This window comes from Bifidobacterium sp. ESL1130, assembly GCF_058507935.1.
The window spans coordinates 256,890-275,853 of sequence record NZ_CP196379.1 but is presented as its reverse complement, the minus strand read 5'-3'; the positions used below and the strand labels follow the sequence as shown (position 1 = coordinate 275,853).

The 18,964-nt window shown below is 58.3% G+C and carries 16 protein-coding genes and 1 pseudogene; 1 reads left to right on the top strand and 16 read right to left on the bottom strand.

Translation table 11 applies throughout. The annotated features are described in order from the left end of the window. Positions 1-267: 267 nt before the first annotated feature. The 4 genes and pseudogenes from ACSYSO_RS00960 to ACSYSO_RS00945 all read right to left on the bottom strand — a co-directional run bounded on the left by ACSYSO_RS00960 (position 268) and on the right by ACSYSO_RS00945 (position 4,457). A complete protein-coding gene (locus ACSYSO_RS00960) occupies positions 268-1,410 on the bottom strand; it encodes an inositol-3-phosphate synthase (protein WP_491701823.1) in 1,143 nt (380 codons plus the stop codon). A gap of 248 nt (positions 1,411-1,658) precedes the next feature. After that, positions 1,659-2,336: pseudogene (locus ACSYSO_RS00955) on the bottom strand (response regulator transcription factor). Between the two features lie 8 nt (positions 2,337-2,344). Beyond that, positions 2,345-3,595 (bottom strand): sensor histidine kinase, encoded by a 1,251-nt coding sequence (locus tag ACSYSO_RS00950; protein ID WP_489799250.1) that lies wholly within the window; start codon positions 3,593-3,595, stop codon positions 2,345-2,347. A 166-nt stretch (positions 3,596-3,761) separates the two neighbouring features. Then, entirely contained in the window at positions 3,762-4,457 is a 696-nt protein-coding gene (locus tag ACSYSO_RS00945) for an ABC transporter ATP-binding protein (RefSeq protein ID WP_489799252.1), read from the bottom strand. Between the two features lie 232 nt (positions 4,458-4,689). Between ACSYSO_RS00945 and ACSYSO_RS00940 the strand changes: the two genes are divergently transcribed. Next, on the top strand, positions 4,690-7,104 hold the full coding sequence (locus ACSYSO_RS00940; protein WP_489799254.1) for a transglycosylase domain-containing protein: 2,415 nt from the start codon (positions 4,690-4,692) through the stop codon (positions 7,102-7,104). A gap of 207 nt (positions 7,105-7,311) precedes the next feature. Here the strand turns inward: ACSYSO_RS00940 and leuA are convergent, their stop codons facing one another. The 12 genes from leuA to ACSYSO_RS00880 form a co-directional block, all read right to left on the bottom strand. After that, positions 7,312-9,276: a 2-isopropylmalate synthase gene (gene leuA, locus ACSYSO_RS00935; RefSeq protein WP_491701822.1), complete on the bottom strand. Its 1,965-nt coding sequence runs from the start codon at positions 9,274-9,276 to the stop codon at positions 7,312-7,314. 252 nt (positions 9,277-9,528) lie between these two features. Further along, on the bottom strand, positions 9,529-10,149 hold the full coding sequence (locus ACSYSO_RS00930) for a DUF5701 family protein (RefSeq protein WP_489799258.1): 621 nt from the start codon (positions 10,147-10,149) through the stop codon (positions 9,529-9,531). Between the two features lie 105 nt (positions 10,150-10,254). Further along, positions 10,255-11,328, bottom strand: coding sequence for an aspartate-semialdehyde dehydrogenase (locus tag ACSYSO_RS00925; protein ID WP_491701821.1), 1,074 nt, complete (start codon positions 11,326-11,328; stop codon positions 10,255-10,257). Positions 11,329-11,462: 134 nt separating this feature from the next. After that, positions 11,463-12,005 carry an ACT domain-containing protein gene (locus ACSYSO_RS00920; protein WP_489799843.1) on the bottom strand — a complete coding sequence of 181 codons (543 nt, stop codon included), beginning with the start codon at positions 12,003-12,005 and terminating at the stop codon, positions 11,463-11,465. A gap of 88 nt (positions 12,006-12,093) precedes the next feature. Further along, positions 12,094-12,927 (bottom strand): aspartate kinase, encoded by an 834-nt coding sequence (locus ACSYSO_RS00915; protein ID WP_491701820.1) that lies wholly within the window; start codon positions 12,925-12,927, stop codon positions 12,094-12,096. An 88-nt stretch (positions 12,928-13,015) separates the two neighbouring features. Next, positions 13,016-13,618 carry a recombination mediator RecR gene (gene recR / locus ACSYSO_RS00910; RefSeq protein ID WP_489799606.1) on the bottom strand — a complete coding sequence of 201 codons (603 nt, stop codon included), beginning with the start codon at positions 13,616-13,618 and terminating at the stop codon, positions 13,016-13,018. A 132-nt stretch (positions 13,619-13,750) separates the two neighbouring features. After that, positions 13,751-13,891: a hypothetical protein gene (locus ACSYSO_RS00905; RefSeq protein WP_491701819.1), complete on the bottom strand. Its 141-nt coding sequence runs from the start codon at positions 13,889-13,891 to the stop codon at positions 13,751-13,753. Between the two features lie 29 nt (positions 13,892-13,920). Continuing rightward, the gene (dnaX, locus tag ACSYSO_RS00900) at positions 13,921-16,743 is read right to left on the bottom strand and encodes a DNA polymerase III subunit gamma/tau (protein WP_491701818.1); all 2,823 of its coding nucleotides are present in this window, start codon (positions 16,741-16,743) and stop codon (positions 13,921-13,923) included. Between the two features lie 70 nt (positions 16,744-16,813). Continuing rightward, positions 16,814-17,215 (bottom strand): Rv3654c family TadE-like protein, encoded by a 402-nt coding sequence (locus ACSYSO_RS00895; RefSeq protein ID WP_489799612.1) that lies wholly within the window; start codon positions 17,213-17,215, stop codon positions 16,814-16,816. Positions 17,216-17,312: 97 nt separating this feature from the next. Then, positions 17,313-17,720, bottom strand: coding sequence for a DUF4244 domain-containing protein (locus ACSYSO_RS00890; protein WP_491702038.1), 408 nt, complete (start codon positions 17,718-17,720; stop codon positions 17,313-17,315). Between the two features lie 117 nt (positions 17,721-17,837). Beyond that, positions 17,838-18,059, bottom strand: a complete 222-nt coding sequence (locus ACSYSO_RS00885) for a DUF4244 domain-containing protein (RefSeq protein ID WP_489799845.1) — start codon at positions 18,057-18,059, stop codon at positions 17,838-17,840. A gap of 291 nt (positions 18,060-18,350) precedes the next feature. Then, entirely contained in the window at positions 18,351-18,905 is a 555-nt protein-coding gene (locus ACSYSO_RS00880; protein ID WP_489799616.1) for a type II secretion system F family protein, read from the bottom strand. Positions 18,906-18,964 lie beyond the last annotated feature (59 nt).

Genomic DNA, 18,964 nt, shown 5'->3' with positions numbered 1-18,964 from the left:
CCACGCAGCGTACATTCCGTGAGTACTTTTCACGCAGCTCAACGCAATAGCATTTTGAAGAATGGCGGAATTCCAACACTTTCAAAATCAGTCTCCGACGATGACCTCGGAAGAGTACTCACGGAACGAAAACAGCATGAAAAAGGGGCATGAAGCCCACTGGCTATATAGAAAACTCCCACAGCACTACTCATTTCGGTAGTAACTGCGGGAGTTTTACGTTTGAGGTCTTAGTTTTAAGGCTTCTTCATCGCTTCAGCTTAAAGCTCAGGCGTTCCAAACGTCCTTGCCGTTAGCCTTGGCATCGGCCACATCAGCATCGAGGCTGGCCTCATCGGCCTCAACCTCGCCTGCGATGAACTTCTCAACCAGCTGGCGAGCCTCATTGTCCTCGTGCTGCACAGCCGGGGACTTCATGAAGTAGGAGCTGGGGGCAAGCACCGGGCCGGCCAGACCGCGGTCGAGCGCAATCTTGGCGGCGCGCACGGCGTCGATGACGATACCGGCGGAGTTCGGTGAATCCCACACCTCGAGCTTGTACTCCAAGTTGAGCGGAACGTCACCGAAAGTGGTGCCTTCCAAGCGCACGAACGCGAACTTGCGGTCGTCGAGCCACGCCACATAGTCCGAAGGACCGATGTGCACGTTGCGGTCTTCCATGTCGTGAGGCACGATGGAGGTGACGGCGCGAGTCTTGGAAATCTTCTTGGACTCCAGGCGGGAACGCTGCAGCATGTTCATGAAGTCCATGTTGCCGCCCACGTTGAGCTGGTAGGTGCGGTCGATGCGCACGCCGCGATCCTCGAACAGGCGCGCCATGACGCGGTGGGTGATGGTGGCGCCCACCTGGCTCTTGATGTCGTCGCCCACAATCGGCACGCCGGCGTCGCGGAACTTCTGCGCCCACTCGGGGTCGGAAGCGATGAAGACGGGCAGGCAGTTCACGAAGGCGCAGTGCGCGTCCATCGCGGCCTGAGCGTAAGCCTTGTCGGCCTCTTCGGAACCGACGGGCAGGTAGCTGACCAGCACGTCGGCCTTGGTGTCGCGCAGCACCTGAGCCACGTCCACCGGAGCCTCGCTCGACTCCTCTACCATCTGGCGGTAGTACTCGCCCAAGCCGTCATAGGTGGGGCCACGCTGCACGGTGACACCCAGGTTCGGCACCTCTGCGAACTTGATGGTGTTGTTCTGTGAGGCATCAATGGCCTCGGAGATGTCCTTGCCAACCTTGAGCGCATCCACGTCAAAGGCCGCCACGAACTCGATGTCGCGCACACGGTATCCGCCGAAGTTGTTGTGCATCAAGCCAGGAATCTTGTCCTCGTCCTTGGTGTCCTTGTAATACTCCACGCCCTGAATCAGCGAAGAAGCACAGTTACCTATGCCTGCAACAGCCACGCGAATGCTCATAATGACTCCTCTAAAGTTTCTACATGTTGTTCCAACACAACAGTTTAGCTCAAAATGCCGAAAACCGAATATCCTAGCGCAACACGGACCGCAATCAGCATGCCGCCCGCAACAAACCAGCGACGAGAGAGACGGAAAATACTACGCACGCAGCAGCCAATTGAAGACGCTCCTCGCTCTGCTTGCAAGGCACCATGCACCATACGCCGTAAGTCACGAGCCATACGCCACAAGCCGCATGAACCCGCCTACTTGGTATCCAGCCCGGCCTTGTACCACAGCACAGCTATGTTTACCCGCTCCCTGACACCGAGTTTGCTCAGCACACGGCTCACTGTCTTTTTGACAAAGTCAGGTTGAATTCCTAGCTGTTCCGCGATTTCAGCATTGGCAAGCCCCTCGCTGACCAGAGACGCTACTTCGAACTCGCGCCGGCCCAGCGTTGCAAATCGCTGCTGCAGCTCCTGCTCCACGTTATTTGCTGTTTCATGAGCAATGCCTCATTTAATCACTTCACTGGTAATACGAGGAGTCAGTATGGCATCCCCGGCATATACCGATCGGATTGCCCGGCACAGATCCGCTGTCTTCACATCTTTAAGCAGAAAACCAGACGCGCCTGCGCTCAAACCACCGAAAGCATAGTCGTCTTGATCGTACGTAGTCAAAATAAGCACTCGAATCGACGGGTAACGGTCTTTGATGACGCTGGTAGCGTCCAAACCATCCATCACCGGCATGCGCACATCCATGAGCACCACATCCGGAAGAGGCTGCCGCTGACGACTGCACGTATCCAGCAGCTCGAGGGCTTCCTGACCGTTCCCCGCCTGCCCTACCACCTGCAGCATTGGGTCCTTGGCGACCATGAGAGCAAACCCCATTCTGGCAGGGCGCTGGTCGTCAACAATCATTACACGAATCATGGCTTAGGTCACGCTCCTTGCTGCTCGCTGTCTGATACCGTAGGCGGAATAGTAACGTGTACCATCCAGCCGTTGGTGCCCACACCCGCTTCGAAGGTACCGCCGCGTTCCTGTACAAGGCCTTGGAGACGACTCAGTCCAGTTCCGGTACTGTCCGCCTTTGTAGCCTTCTGACCGTTATCTCTGATAGTTATGGCAACAGCGCCCTCAGCGTCATGATCCCACGATATTACGATGCGATCTACTGATTGCCCGTGCCGAATAGCATTGGTGACAGCTTCTCTCGTAATAGTGAAGCTCAAATCGGCTTGCACGCTATCTTGCGGCCTGCGCCCCGTCTCGGTGAACGCGACAATCATGCCTATCTGCCTGGCATGGCTGAGAATCTGGTGAATGTCATCCCATTGATGTTGCCGCCCCTCCTGCGAGCGCTGCGATGCATCCGCAGTACTGGCAGACTGAAGCGCTTTCACGGCTATTCTGGTATCAGCCAGTCCCTGCCTTGCCAAATCGTTGATCATCGTTATGGCATCATCGATTTCAGGGTTCCCGGTACTGTTGTCAAGTCCTTCAGAAAGCGCAATGATGGCAGTAAGATCGTGGCCGACGCTGTCGTGAAGTTCTGCAGCGATTTTCGATTGGTTGACGGCCTGATCACGTTCCTCCGTGAGATGCAGGCTGCGTTCCCGCTCGTTGATCAGCGCTTGCTCCGATAGATATCGCTCTCGCTGGGTCCTAGAAATAATGCCAAAGAACACGCATAAGGCAAAGCACAGAACCGTTGGATAGAGCAGCCCAGTAGAACCATCATGGTGCCATACAGCAGCCACAGCAACGCTAGCCACTCCAAACATGCCAGCCAACAGGAGACTGATAGTGAGCGTCAGCGGCTTTCGGGTTTCTACCGTGCAGGCGTATATGTCCACAATCCACAGCAACAGTAAATACGTATATGCTGAGCCATATAGCACAGCTGTAATAAGCATAAGCACCGATATGGCTAGAACACTCACTGTTGGCCGCTGCCGCCTCAACACCAGAAGCGCTACTGCCAGAACAATGATGATGACGAACAGCGGCAAGCCCCACACTGTGGTATCGCGCATACGCTGCAAGGTCTGATTGGCGACATTGGGGGAGAGCAGCAATCGCGTAACGAGCACGGTCTCATACAAGGCGCAAAAGAAGACCATCACATACGCCATGGTCGGACGGTTCCAAATCTCAATCCAACGACGTAGTTTTTCACCCCACTTCATACGTTCCCCCTTGCCCTCACAGTATCAGCAGTGCAGCTAGATGGCTTTTTTAGCTAGTTTACGGAAGATGACGGCGCTGACTATCACCCAAATGGCTGCTACTATGGTCGCGGTCATCAGGGAAGAAATTGAAGCGATGTCGTTCAGATTTCTTGCGGCTGAAGCGCTAGTGATCAGCGCCAACGGGTAGGGCACCGCCAAAGACGGTGACGCAATCGAAAGCACGCAGCCAACCAGCGTGAGTACGAACATGATGGACATGGTACCGGCGAAGGACTCCGTTTTCGCTGCAACCGCTTGAGTGAGCCAAGTCCACAATCATCTGCCGCACTTCCACGACGGCCTCGGCATCAAGGCCATTAGTCGGCTCGTCGAGCAACAGGAGCTCAGGCCGCGAAATCAACGCCATAGCAATCCCCAGGCGCTGCTTCATGCCCAGCGAATACGCGCCGGCTTTCTTGCCCTCATGCCCGCGCAGTCCTACTTTGGTCAGCACGGCAGGCACCGCTGAGCTTGGCAACCCCAGATAATCGGCCACCATCCGGCAGTTGTCCAATCCAGACAACCCCGGGTAGAAGCTGGGACCTTCGATCATGGAGCCTACTCGTCCAGGCTGGAGACGGCTCTTGGAACCCACTTGCTGCCCCAGCATCCACATCCTGCCGGAACTGGAGGCAGTCAGGCCGAGCAACAGTTTCATGGTCGCGGATTTGCCTGCACCGTTTGGTCCGAGCAAACCATAGACGCCGCCTAGCGGTACTTGAAGATTCAAGCCGTCCACCGCATTGAACTTGTCGTACGATTTCACTAGATTCTCAGTCATCACAGCCAGCTGTGGACGAGCCTCTTGGTATTCACTCATGTTTTCACCTTTCCGTGCAACTTGCCTAATGTCTATACAAGCCTCGTTCCTGCAGCCGTGCAATCAGCACAACGAATATGTCCACTTGAGTAGACACACCTATATATGGTTCATAGTCGCGCAGCGGTCGCATGCGAACGAATGACAGCAGCGTCACACTACCCTTACGCCACTAAGGGATTTGAGGCTGCATCCATGGCTTTTCTCAGGGGCAGCGGTTACGGTAGTGGCTATGTCTTCTAGGGAACGAAGGGCTTCAGCTCACACCGCAAACTCCCGCGCACGCAGCGCGGGACGCACCACCGCCTCGCACGCCGGGGCAGGTGGAGGCACTGCAGCCATGCCCGTTCCCGCTCCGCCGATTCCCAGCAGGAACGGCTCTCAAGGCAGCGGGCGGGGCAAGTATGAGAGCGTCGATTCGCAGCGCAGCACACGCAAGAAGTCGTCACGCGGTTCAGGCAATGGTGGCCGGGGACCCGGGCGCGGGCGGAACAACAAAAACAACGGCAAGCCGCGCAAAAAGCATCATATTTTCCTGTGGCTGCTGGGCATTCTGGCAACGCTTCTGGCACTGGGTGTCGCCGCGTTCGCCTATCTGTATGTCTCCACCGAAGTGCCGCCGCCAGAAAAGATGGCCATGGCGGCGAAAACAACCGTCTATTATGCCGACGGCACCACCGAGATGGGCACGTTCGCCGAGCAGAACCGCGACATCATCGACTGCTCTGCCCTGCCCAAATACGTGGGCAATGCCATCGTGGCCTCAGAGAACCGCACGTTCTACCAGGACAAGGGCATCGACCTCAAGGGCATCGCCCGAGCATTGGTCAACAACCTCTCCGGCGGGGCCAGACAAGGCGCATCCACCATCACCCAGCAATACGCCGAACGGTATTACTTGGGACAGACCGACACCTATCTCGGCAAGATTCACGAGGCCATTCTCGCGTTGAAAATCGCGCAGACGCAAGACAAAGACCAGGTGCTCTGCAACTACATGAACACCATCTATCTGGGGCGCGGCGCATACGGCATCCAGGCGGCGGCCAAAGCCTATTACAACAAGGACGCCAAAGACCTCACACTGCCCGAGGCCGCCATGCTGGCCGGCATCATCCCCGCACCGACCGCATGGGACCCGGCGGTCAGTCCCGACATGGCGCAGAAACGCTACGTGCGCGTTATCAACAGCATGAAGGACGAAGGGTTCATCTCCGCTGCAGACAAAAAAGCCGCACAGACACCACCGCAGACCGTGCCGCAACAGACCCAGCCCAACTGGTACGAGGGGCCGCAAGGGTACCTGCTGCAAATGGTGCGCGACGAGCTCATCAACAGCAAGACCTTCACCAAGAACGATCTTGACACCGGCGGGTACAAAATCGTCACCACCATCGACAAAGCGAAGCAAGACACCATGTTCGACGTGGCCAGCCCCAGCAAGGGAGGCAAAGGCATCGTACCGGACGGCATGCAGATAGGCGGCATGAGCGTCGACCCCAAGAACGGTGCCATCCAATCGGTCTACGCCGGCGACGACTACCTCACCAAACAGCTCAACAACGCCACCCAAGCCAAGTACGAACCGGGTTCCACCATGAAGCCGTTCGCGCTCATGGCAGCCGTGCAGGCGGGCGTGAGCCTCAACACCGTGTTCAACGGCAACTCGCCGCGCACCTACCCCAACATCGCAGCCCCGGTCAAGAACTTCGGCAACGAGCAGTTCGGATATACCAACCTGTACAACGCCACAGCCCACTCGGTCAACACCATCTACATGGATTTGCAGGACCACTTGGGTGCCAAGACCGTGGCCAAGACCGCACAGGAGGCCGGCATCAGCCCCAAGCTGGTCAACGGGGACAACCCGTTCACCGTGCTGGGCAACGACGCAGTGCATATCAGCGACATCGCCCAGGCGTACGCCACCATCGCCAATCAGGGCAACCGGCCCACGGTGCACATCGTGGCCAGCGTGAAGGATGCCGAGAACAAGGACATGTACAAGTCGCCGGTGGACGCACAGCCCGTGTTCAAGTCCAACGATGCGGCATTGGTCACCAAGGCGATGACCGGCACCGTTCAGTACGGTACCGCCACTGAAGCCAAGCGGATCGGCAAAACCGTGGCAGGCAAGTCCGGTACCGCCAACGACGGCACCGCAGGCAGCTTTGCCGGCTTCACACCCAATACGGTGACCGTGTTCGGCATCTGGTACCCGGACGAGAACGGCGCACCGCGCGAAATCCCGAACTTCGGGCGCTACACCGGCGGCAGCGACTATCCGGTTCACCTCTTCACTGAGTACATGCGCCGAGCATTGGCCGATACGCCGAACGAACCGTTCCCCGTAGCCAAAGACACCGGCAAAGTGGGCGGCCCGGATGGGTCGTGGGGCACCGGTGCCGGGCGCGGCAGCTCCGCCGGTAGCGGCGACGTCGATACCACACCGCGCCGCTCGTACGGCACCAAGCCCAATGAGGGAAGCCAGGATGGCACCAACGGCACCCCGGGCGCGACCAACGGACAGGCTCCGGCAACCGTCCCACAGCAGAACGCCACACCCCAGCCGACCACGCCGAACGGGCAAAGTGGGCAGGGCGGCGGAACACCACCGGACTCCGGTCAGCCAGCACCAACACAGTAACGTTGGGCAACGCATAAAGGTCTCGAACTTGACACGTACAAGTTCGAGACCTTTATTATTTGCTTCAACTGCTACTGCGGCTGTTGTTCTTGCCTCGCCCTACCGAGCGCACACAGCCAGCCCAAGCCGACGGATTGTGACGCGAACACGCCGTACGGTGCCCATAACAACACCACACGGCATGCACGCCAGCCGAACAGCTCCGCACTACCTCAGCGAACGGTTGATGGCCGAGATAATGGCTTTGAGCGAGCTGGTGGCAATGGACGAGTCGATACCCACGCCCCAGATAACACGCTCGTCTGCTTCCCCGCCTATACGACACTCCACATAGGAGGCCGCCAACGCGTCGGTTCCGGCCGTCATGGCATGCTCGGCGTAATCCTGCACAGACACCTCGAACCCAATGGAATTCAGAGCGTTCAGGAATGCATCAAGCGGTCCATTGCCTCGACCGGAAACCTTGCGCTCCACCGGTTTGCCGTCCCCCTCAAGCTGTGCGAACGCCGGATCGGCGTCCAGCAGCGTGGCATCAAGCTTGGTGTCGGAACCGTTCTCGCCGGAGGCGATGGACACGTTGAGCAGTTTGAGACGTCCCCACTGCTCAAGGGTCTCATCCCCGCGATCTCCCACGGCTTCCCCGGCAGCCACGGTACCCTGCTCTTCAACAGGCAGATACTCGTCCTTGAACAGGCGCCAAATCTCGTCGTCCTTCACCTCGCGGTCGGACGTGTCGGCGTAGTTTTGCACCACTTTCTCGAACTCCACCTGCAAGCGCTTGGGCAGGTCGAGGTGATGGTTGGCTTTGAGCAGATACGCCATGCCGCCCTTGCCGGACTGCGAGTTGACGCGAATGATGGCCTCGTAGCTGCGGCCTATGTCTTTGGGATCGATAGGCAGGTAAGGTACCAGCCACAGGAAGCTTTCCAGGTTGGAATCGGCCATATCCGCGGCCATGCTGCGCGCTTCCAAACCCTTCTTGATGGCGTCCTGGTGCGAGCCGGAAAATGCGGTGAAGACGAAATCACCCACATAGGGGTGCCGCTCGTCCACTTTTACCTGGTTGCAGTATTCGACCGTCCTGCGGATCTCAGGCACATTTGAATAGTCGATCTGTGGGTCAATGCCTTGGGTGAGCAAGTTCAAACCCAAGGTGAGCAGGTCGACGTTACCGGTGCGCTCACCGTTGCCCAGCAGGCAGCCTTCGATGCGGTCGGCACCGGCCAGCAGACCCAGTTCGGCAGCGGCCACACTCATGCCCTCATCGTTGTGAGGATGCAGCGAAAGCACAATGGAATCGCGGTCTTGGAGATTGTTCGACATGTACTCCACCTGGTCGGCGAACACGTTGGGCGTAGTCATCTCCACCGTAGCAGGCAGATTGATGACCATGCGGTGTTCAGGAGTAGGACGAATCACGTCGATGACGGCGTTGCACACCTCGAGCGCATACTCCGGCTCGGTACCGGTGAACGATTCGGGGGAATACTCGTAATACAGCTCGGTTTGTCCGGCATCTCCCTCCAATTCGCGGCACAGCACCGCTGCGTTGACCGCCAGTTCCTTGATGCCGGAACGATCCTTGCGGAACACCACCTCACGTTGGAGCACGGAGACGGAATTGTAGAAGTGCACGATGGCGCGCTTGGCTCCGCGCAGGCATTCGTAGGTCTTGCGTATCAAGTGTTCTCGAGCTTGCGTGAGCACCACGATGGTGACGTCGTCGGGGATGAGTTCACGCTCGATGAGCAGACGCACAAAATTGTAATCCGTGTCGGAAGCGGAGGGGAACCCCACTTCGATCTCTTTGAAACCCATGGAGATAAGCAGGTTCCAGAAGCGAAGCTTGCGCTCATTGTCCATCGGGTTGACCAGCGCCTGATTGCCGTCGCGCAGATCGACCGAACACCAACGCGGGGCGCGCTCCAGACGCTTGGAAGGCCAGGTACGCTGCGGATAGTCAAATGGCACCTGCAGGTTGTAGGCGGCATACTTGGAATACGGCATGGCGCTGGGCTTTTGCGGTTCACCGATGAAACGTGAAGGAGCAAGCAGCAGGTCGTTGTTCCCTCCATTTGATGCCGCAGCCTGCGCTGCGAGGTCGAATACCGACGATTGACTACCGGTCTCAGCGCCGGTGCCATGCAGCTCGTTTGACTGACCTTGACCCATTGTTCCTCCTTCTTGGTGTTGCGGCGCGGCAGCGAAACCGCGCGGATGCGTAAGCAATAAAGCGCCCGGCTCTCCGGACGCTCAGTTGCAGATGGTGCTGCCACGCTAACACGGGCAGTGCCGCCATGCGACGGCTGTTCCAGAGTATGGGCATCGAAATGTCACTTTTGCCATGCCGGCTGCCAGCTTCCCGCTGCCCGCTGCCTGCATAAGGGCCGGTGTAAGGAGAGATAGAGGTATGTCGAGCTCTCGCTACCGGAAGAGCGAAACACCGCGCCGCGCCACGCAGAAGGCGTTGCCCAGCCACGTATGGCGCGAGTTGGGCCACACCGACCCTAAGCGCGGTGCTCTTTGACTGAGCCAGATGCTCGGATATCGACCGTCGGAACTGCGCGAGCCGAGCAGATTGAAACCGTTCTTCTGCAGCAACCAGTCAGGATGCTGGGTGGCGATGGCAAGTCCTTCCTCGAGGGTGAGCGGTATGCGCTCGTCCGAATCGATGAGTTTGCGCGCCACATCCGGCTCACGGTTTACGTAATTCGTCCCGGTATGAGGATCCACAACCAAGTAGAACGGACCTTCGGGCGGCTCGAAACCGGGCTGGGGCAGAAAACTGGCAACATCGCGCGGCGGCATGGTGGTGAATCCTGCCAGGCGGTTAATGCTCGTTCGCGCTATAAGCGACTCCGGGGACACCAGCTCGTGGGTAGGAACCAACAGAATGTTCCTGCCTAAATCACTGGTTTTGAGCGCTCCCAACAGCGGTTGAGCCAGAGCCCGGAACGCTTCGGAACTCATGTCCGCCACATCCGGGTATCCCAGCGCCACTATGCGATCGAGCTGCCTGCACGCTTCCTCATATGCCTTCGACATGCCTCCAGTATCACACATGCCTCACCCGTTGGCGCGCGATAGCGCTGACAGACAAGACGGAAGGCCTACTGTGGCAGCAATGATGCAGACAGCACAGAGGGGAAATCAGTCAAGCCGGTCGGCAAAATGCTTGCGGGCGATGAGCTCGGCCAGCTCCACGGCATTCAGCGCGGCACCCTTACGCAGGTTGTCGTTCGTGATAAAGAACGACAGACCTTTGTGCCCGATCACCGCCTGGTCTTGCCGAATGCGTCCCACAAAGCTCGGGTCGCGGCCGGCAGCCAGCTGGGGAGTAGGAATATCGTTGAGCTCTACTCCAGGAGCACCGTTGAGCGTTTGGCGAGCCTCGTCGGGCGTAACATCATGTTCGAACTCGGCGTTGACGCTCATGCCATGCGAGGTGAAAATACCCACTCGCACACAGGTGCATGAAGCCGCCAAATCCGGCAGGTGCAGAATCTTGCGGCTTTCGTTGCGCAGCTTCTGTTCCTCATCGGTCTCCTCCGACCCGTCCGAGGCCAGGTCGCCGATGAACGGCACCACGTTGAACGCAATGGTGCGCGCCACCTTGGTGGGCTCGGGGAAGTTGATGGCAGAACCGTCGAACACCAGCTGATCGGCACCTTGGTCAATCGCGGTACGTGCCTCGTTCATCAGCTGCTCAACTCCGGAACGACCCGCGCCAGAAACAGCTTGATAGGAGCTGACGATAAGCCGCTTCAGGCCAAACTTGTCAGCGAGAGGCTTGAGCACAGGGATGCAAGCCATGGTGGTGCAGTTCGGGTTGGCGACGATGCGCTTGGGGATGGTATCGAGGTCTTCCGGATTCGCTTCCGCCACCACCAGCGGCACGTCGGGATCCATACGCCACTGCGAGGAGTTATCGACCACGAACGCTCCGGCCTGGGCGAACTTGGGCGCCCACACCTTCGAAGTACCGCCGCCAGCCGAGAAAATGGCGATGTCAATGCCGCTCAAGTCAGCGGTCGCCACGTCCTCCACCGTAATGTCGTGCCCCTGCCAGTTCAACACGCTACCTGCCGAATGGGCGGAGGCCAGGAATCGCAGGTTGCGTACGGGGAATGAACGCTCCGCCAGCACTCGGCGCATCACCATGCCCACTTGACCAGTGGCGCCCAATACCGCCACATCAACGCCATGTTCGTTTATCTGAGCCATAGTAGCCCTTTCTCGGGTTGGCTGACACCTGGGAATGTAGATCCTGCGTCAGCCGTTGTGTCTTCCTAGCAATCATCGGGGTGGCTCAGCAATGCACCGAGCCTGTTCAGTTATCCTGGCTCTTGACTCGTCGCTCAGCGCCCGGTACCGCCGTATACGGTAGCTTCCACCTGTTCGGCGTCCAGACCGTAGGCTGTATGCAACGCGCGCACCGCGTCGTCCAGTTGAACCAAAGGCACCAGTGCCGCGATACGAATCTCGGACGTGGAAATCATGAGCACATTGATGTTCTGCTCACTCAGCGCGGTAAAGAACTTGGCCGCAATGCCGGAATGGGTCTTCATGCCCACGCCCACCACGGCCACCTTACCGACCTCCGTATTAACGTCGCAAGACTGATAGCCGAGCTTCTCCTCGTTGCGTTCCAGGGCTTCCTTGGCCAAGGCGGTGGAAGCTTCCGGCAGAGTGAACGAGATATCGGCAGTGCCCGTGGACGCACCGGCCTGCACGATCATGTCCACGTTCACACCTGTGGTGGCGAGGCACTCAAAAACGCGCGCCACCATGCCGGGCTCATCGTGCACGCCGCGCACGGTGATGAGGGATTCACTGCGGTCATGGGCTACGCCGGAGATGACGGGAGCCTCCTGGCCGAGGTCGGGGAACAGGTCGCCCATGGACTCGCAGGCCGCACCGGAAGCTGCGTCAGTGCCGTTTGCACCGGTGCTGTTTGTGTCAGTGCTGTTTGCGTTGGTCTCGCTCATATTATTCGGCCTTTCCTTGTGTGCGTGCCACCTCATCGGCGGGCACAGCATGTTGACGATGCGGCGGCTGCTCGCCCACGTTCGGCAGACTCCTCGCATCCACACCTTCGGGCACCACCAACGTGCCGGGGCGACTCGAGAAGGAACTGCGCACATGCAGCGGCATGCCAAAACGCTGCGCATACTCCACACAACGCAACGCCAGCACCTTCGAACCACACGACGCCATTTCCAAAATCTCGTCGTAGCTGATAACGGGGATGTGGCGCGCTGTGGGAACAATGCGCGGGTCGGCGGTAAAGATACCGTCCACATCGGTGTAGATTTCGCACACTTGGGCACCCAATGCCACGGCGAGCGCCGCTGCGGAGGTGTCTGAACCACCTCGACCAAGCGTGGTGTAGTCGCCTTCGGTGTTGATGCCTTGGAAACCGGCCACAATGGCGACACTGCCCGAATGGAGGGCGCGGCTCACTCGTTCGGGGTTGACCGCTTTGATGTGTGCGGCTCCGAACTGCGCGTCGGTCATGAACCCGGCTTGAGATCCGGTAAACGAATAGGCGCGCTCGCCGGCAGACTGGATGGCTATGGCGAGCAAGCTCATGGAGATGCGCTCGCCTGCGGTCATCAGCATGTCCATCTCTCTTGCCGAGGGATTGGAGTCGATGCTGTGGGCTTGGTCAATGAGGTCGTCGGTAGTGTCTCCCATGGCGGAAACGACTACTGCCACATCATTGCCGGCGCGCCGGGTCTGCACGATGCGCTTGGCAACACGCTTGATGGACTCGACATCCGCTACGGACGATCCACCGTACTTCTGCACGATTAGAGCCACGACCCACCCCTTTCTCTCTTGTGGAACACCGCCATTATAGGGATGTCACACCGACCATCCGCCCTGTTCTTCACGATGTGGGACGCGCTCAGGCTTCTTGACGTCCGGCGAGCGCTCGTCCCAGGGTGATTTCGTCGGCATATTCGAGGTCGCTGCCTACGGGCAGACCGCTTGCCAGGCGTGTAACTTTCAAGTCCAGCGGGGACAGCAGCCGGCTGAGATAGGTGACGGTGGCTTCGCCTTCGATGTTGGGGTCGAGTGCCAGAATCACTTCTTTGACTTCGTCGGTTTTGAGCCGTTCGAGCAGGCCAGCAATGGCGAGGTCACTGGGGCCGATGTTCGCCATGGGGTTGATGGCACCGCCCAGTACGTGGTATACGCCGCGGTATTCACGGGTACGTTCGATGCTCATCACGTCTTTGGGCTCTTCCACAGTGCAGATCACCGAGTGGTCTCTTCTAGGGTCGGCACAGATGGGGCAAGGGCTGGTTTCGCATACGTTGCCGCAAATATCGCAGAACCTTACTTTTTCCTTGACTTCCCTGATGGCGTCTGCCAGGCCTTCAGCTTCCTCATTGCTGGCGGAAAGCAGGTAGAAGGCGATGCGTTGGGCGCCTTTGGGGCCGATGCCGGGAAGCTGTGCGAAAGCGTCGATGAGACGTTGGATGGCTCCGTCATATGCCATTGCCATGGTGTTCTCCTCTCCTTGCGGTGTGCGATGTTCGGCGGTGCAGCGTGTGCGACGTACGGTGTGTGCGACGTACGCGGTACGCCTGTGCTGCACGCGGTAGGTTAGCGGCACATGCCGTACCGGCCATACCGGTTACAGGTTGTACCGGTCGTACATGCCGTACATGCCGTACATGCCGTACAGGTTGTACCAGTCGTACCGGTCGTACATGCCGTGCAGGTCGTACAGGTTGTACCGGTCGTACAGGTCATACAGGTCATACAAATTGTGCAAATCATTTTTGAGTTATGTAGGTATCGGCACTATTGGTCGTCGGGATGATGACTGATTGCCTTGATGTTCTTCGGGTTTTTGGGGTCCGTTGCCGCGAACTCCTCAACCTTTTTGACTTCGAACAACTGTTTCAAATCATCCACGCTCATAGCGTTTGCGGCACCAAGTGACTGGTCGTCGAGCGAATAATCATCATCTTCCGCCGCTACTTGTGGTGTTGCACGAACGTCGGTATTCTGCTGCTGCCTGAACCGATCGAAGTCAGGCCGCGGCAAGTCCGGACGGTCTTGTGGGGATGGTCGATCTGTGTCAGCCGAACGTGTATCCGACGACTCGCTCGACGCACCGGCACTCGATGAGACTGTGCTCGATGAGGCTGTGGAAGATGCCTGGGAAGCCAAGCCGTCTGCTTCCGCATTACCGTCTTCGGGCACCGCCCATGGGTCCACCCCGTCACCGACATCCGGAACAGACACATGCTTGTGTTGTACGGCATTGTCGGCCTGCGGCGCGCTCTCACTTGGCAACTGGCTAGCGGGCGAAACCGAGGCATCGGAACCTGAAGCGGATTCAGTCCGATCGGTGCCGGCAGTCGCCATCGGGTGCTGCCACGGGTCGTAATCCGGGTCATCGAGCACAGTGTCGGGCCTCATGGAGGCTTGATCTGACACGTCTTGAGACAGCGATGAAGGTTCGCCTGCATTCACACCGGCAGCCCACGGATCAGTATCCTTATCGGCATTTACCGACAAAGGATCATCATGCTGTGAGTTGTCTTCCGGCGCAGCGGTCCGTGTTCGGTGAGCGGAATCGTCGGCGTCCGGTTGAGCGTCCTCACCGGCTTTCTTCCGGGTTTTGGGTTGCGAACCTTCATGTCCAGATGCCAGCGCGGCACCGGCGTCAGGCAGCCCCACCTTGGCAAGAGCTATCTTGCGCTTGACCTGTGCCAATTCTTCGGGCTTCATGCGTTTAGTGGACACCACTTGTTCACCATTCGCAGCCACCCCTGTGGGAGCGATCATCACACCCGGCCCGAACACCACACGTACCGTTTCAAGCACCACGTGAGAGGCTTTCTGACCGTTGTTGTCAGCATCGGAGGCGAGCGCCAATGCGAACGCATGCTGGCTCAATGCCGAGTCGAAAGTCATGGCCAGGCGGGAACGTCCAGCCTGATTGGTTTCCAGTACCACTTCGGGCACTTTGTCACGCGACACATACTCGCCCACACCTTCGGGCAGCGCTTTGAGCACCATATCCCATTTCTCGTCCGGCGAGGCTGACGTATCGACTTGTCCGACATGCTCGAGCACTGCTTTTTGCGCTGCGGACAGTGTCGGCGTTTCGGTCTTGGTTGTCTCGTCAGATGCCGTTTCACCACTGGCATCATTGGGCACATTGCCAGCAACATTCTGCTTCGCGCCATTATCTGGCGTTGTGGCAGCATTATGCTCCTTTGCAGGGTCAGCTGTGGAAGCCGCAGGAGTGTTAGCCGAGTGCGTAGCGTCAGCTTGCCCTTGGGTTTGGGCTGGCTGTGAGCTGGGGACACCAGCTTGGTTCGGCTGCCTGTTGCGGGCTCCAGCGAAACCGCTTCGCACCGCCCCGCCAGCGTTACCGTTGCCGGACGAGCCGACGAAGTTCGACCTCCCATTGCCGGCAGATGCGCTTGCATTGGCAAAACCGCCTGCTACAGGTGCCGCACCAGCCGCAGCATTGCCACTGGCAGGTGCCGAGACCTCCGCAAAGCCGTTCTCCCGGCCGGCAAGCAAACGTGCAGCCAACAGTTCTAAGCGCATGCGTGGCGAGGTGGCACCCACCATGTCGGCAAGCGCCGAATCGATGATCTCCGCCATCGCCGAAAGCGACGACAATCCCAATGCCTTCGCCTGGCGATTCAAACCATCCAAGTCTTGTTCTGCATCGTCACCGAGCACAGATGCCGCACCGGCACCTCCCAGTGTCAGCACGAGCATGTCTCGCACTCGGGAAAGCAGGTCTTCAACGAATCGTCGCGGTTCAAACCCGCCGACCACAACATTCTGTATAACCCCGTACAGACTCTCGCCGTCCCCTTCAACCACGGCATCAATGGCTTCGCCAATAAGCTCATCCGGCGTGAAGCCAAGCAGCGCCACAGCGGCATCATAGGCAATACGGCCATCCTCGGCACCTACCATCAGCTGGTCGAGCACGGAAAGGGTGTCTCGCACCGAACCGCCACCGGCGCGCATCGCCAGTTTTAGCACACCTGGTTCGGGTTCAATATGCTCCTCGACACACACATGCTCCAAGAAGGGGCCCATCACCTCTTGCGGCACCAGCCTGAAGGGGTAGTGGTGGGTACGCGAACGGATGGTTCCTATCACCTTGTCCGGCTCGGTTGTGGCAAAGATGAACATGACATGTTCCGGCGGCTCTTCCACAATTTTGAGCAATGCGTTGAAGCCCTGCGAGGTGACCATGTGCGCCTCGTCGAGGATGAAAATCTTGTACCGGTCTCGCGCCGGCGCGAACGCCGCACGCTCACGCAGTTCACGGGCATCTTCTACACCGTTATGGCTCGCCGCGTCGATTTCCACCACATCGATTGACCCGGGTCCGCCTGTGGCGAGATCTTTGCAGCTGGCACACTCACCGCAGGGATGGGATGTGGGACCTTGCTCGCAGTTGATGCAGCGCGCCAAGATGCGAGCCGAACTGGTCTTGCCGCAACCCCTGGGGCCGGAGAACAGATAGGCGTGGGTCAGCCTGCCGTTATCCAATGCCTTCGAGAGGGGTATCGTAACCTGATCCTGACCGATGACTCCGTCAAAAGTGTCAGGACGATATCGCCGATAGAGTGCAAGTGCCATACCTACTAACCTACCTTTACCTCGCTATCTTCACCAACTCGCTCACCACCGCACGCGCACGGCGAAAGCGTTAAGAATCACAGTCCACAGGCCCTGCGCGAGAGGTGGCCGAAACACGTGCCACCACAGGCACACCGGTTTCCATGTACACGCAGACACGCACATCCCCCTCCCTCTCATCCACTGTGCACGAGACGAGCGTACCCGCGTTGGCGCTGACCTGCCGCTGCGCGATGCCGCACACATCATGGTGACCTGCTCGAAATGCTTGTGCCGCAGCGATCGCGCCTTGATCAGCGGCACTACGCGCCCGAGCCATGGAGAGCAGTATTCTGGCTCCAGCCGCTAAGGCGATGAGCAGCACTGCAGCCATCAGCACGAGCACTACACCGTTCACCGTGCCAGCCCCCTCGTCACGCTTGGTCAATGAAGACGTGAGGCGTTGGCATATATTGCTGTGATGAACTGCCATAACTTTGCCTTTCCCACATATATCTGCTGTATCTCGCGCTACGCATGCCTACGTTGACTCGGCTTGACCCGGCAATACCACAGCATTGGCTCAGTCATCACTGCTCTGCTCCGGAAGCTTTGCCTTGTACCACTGTGGGCAGCACATGCATGGGATCCGGTACCACCGGGCAACTGACGATTGCGGTCACTTGCCCGGCACTACGCTGCAATGAGACGTCCGCTTCTGTTCCAGCTGCGCGTTTGGCGGCATCACGCGCTTTGCCATCATCTTGGGCGATGATGGCGGTGCGCACTGCAGCAGCCGCAGCATCTTGACAGTTCAAAGAAACCGTGGATGCACGCGTCAGCATGAGCAGCAGCACCGCCATTACCACAACGGCGGGCAATATCACTGCATATTCAGCCGTAACGGCGCCTTCATCCGCCCGCCGGAATTGGGCAAGCAAGGTTGGGTGTTTGTGCAGCCATGATCGAACGTTCGCGGACGTGCCACACGCATTCATCGTGTTTGAGGCTTTAACCGCACGATTGATATACCGCCAAAGTCTTGTTCCCGACTTCCACATGCGCTGCGCTACCATTGCACGCCCCTTATCTTTCCATCCACGCCACGAACTGGCTCAAACCACGCCGAGCGCTTTCTTCACGATTTCCTCAAGCAGCCCTTTTACCATGCCAGATTTCAACAGTGCCACCAGCAACGCACCAAAACCTGTGGCCGCCACGAGCACTATCGCATATTCAGCAGTTGCAGCACCTTCGTCATGTTGTGAGATGGCGGTGCGCATCTTCATATCAAGCGTGCACATGTTGCGTTTTATACGTTCGCTCAGTGCCGCCATATGCCCTGTTGCCTGCTGTACCAGTGCGTTGCCGCCGGAAATTACCTCTATAGCTTGAGTAGTCATGATGGTCTCCTTCAGTGTTCAGTTCAGTATCGTTTCCTTTGATTCTTATGTATCGCCTGTTCTGTGACGATGATTCCAGTGTGCCTTGCCGCGCACGGTTTGCAGATCGTTTTGAAGTAATGTGGTCGAATGGTCGGGGTTATCCACATTTGAGGCGTGTTGCGCTATTACATTGCTCAGTTATGCACATAGTTATCCACGTTTCGCCGATGAGACGCTCTCTCCTCACACGGTGAACGACGCAATCGAGGGAATAACACCAATAAGTATGAATGCAGGAAGAAAGCACAATCCCGTAGGCATCAACAGTTTGACCGATAGTTCAGCAGCGGCCCGCTCGATGTGATGACGGCGGCTTGCATCCATCTGCTCCACAGCACTCTCCAAACGACCAATAGGAGACGCCCCATGCACCCACGCGTCTTCCAATGCGTCACGCAGCACTGCCACATCCTTACCGGCAGCAACAACCTCCGAGTCGCCTTGCCTTGCGGCAACCCATGCATCACGCCAATTCAACCCTTGCAACAACGCTGTGGAGACGCTGCGCAACGATGCGCCAAAGGCTCCACCTGCCAGCGTTCCGACCACAGCCAGCGAGCGCGGAATCGAAACTCCCGAACTCAACGCAACCGACATCATACGCAACACCACCGTGAGCGAAGGAGCAGACCGTTTTACCTGCGCTCTCACTAGGCGTACAGTTGTGAGCTTTGGCCTTGCCCGCCACAACGCCCACAAGAAACCGGCAGCCAAAGCCGCCCATACCGTACTGTTCATCGTTCCCTTCTTCCTCGCATGAGCAATATTGCGTACGCAATGTCTGCTCAACCACTGAA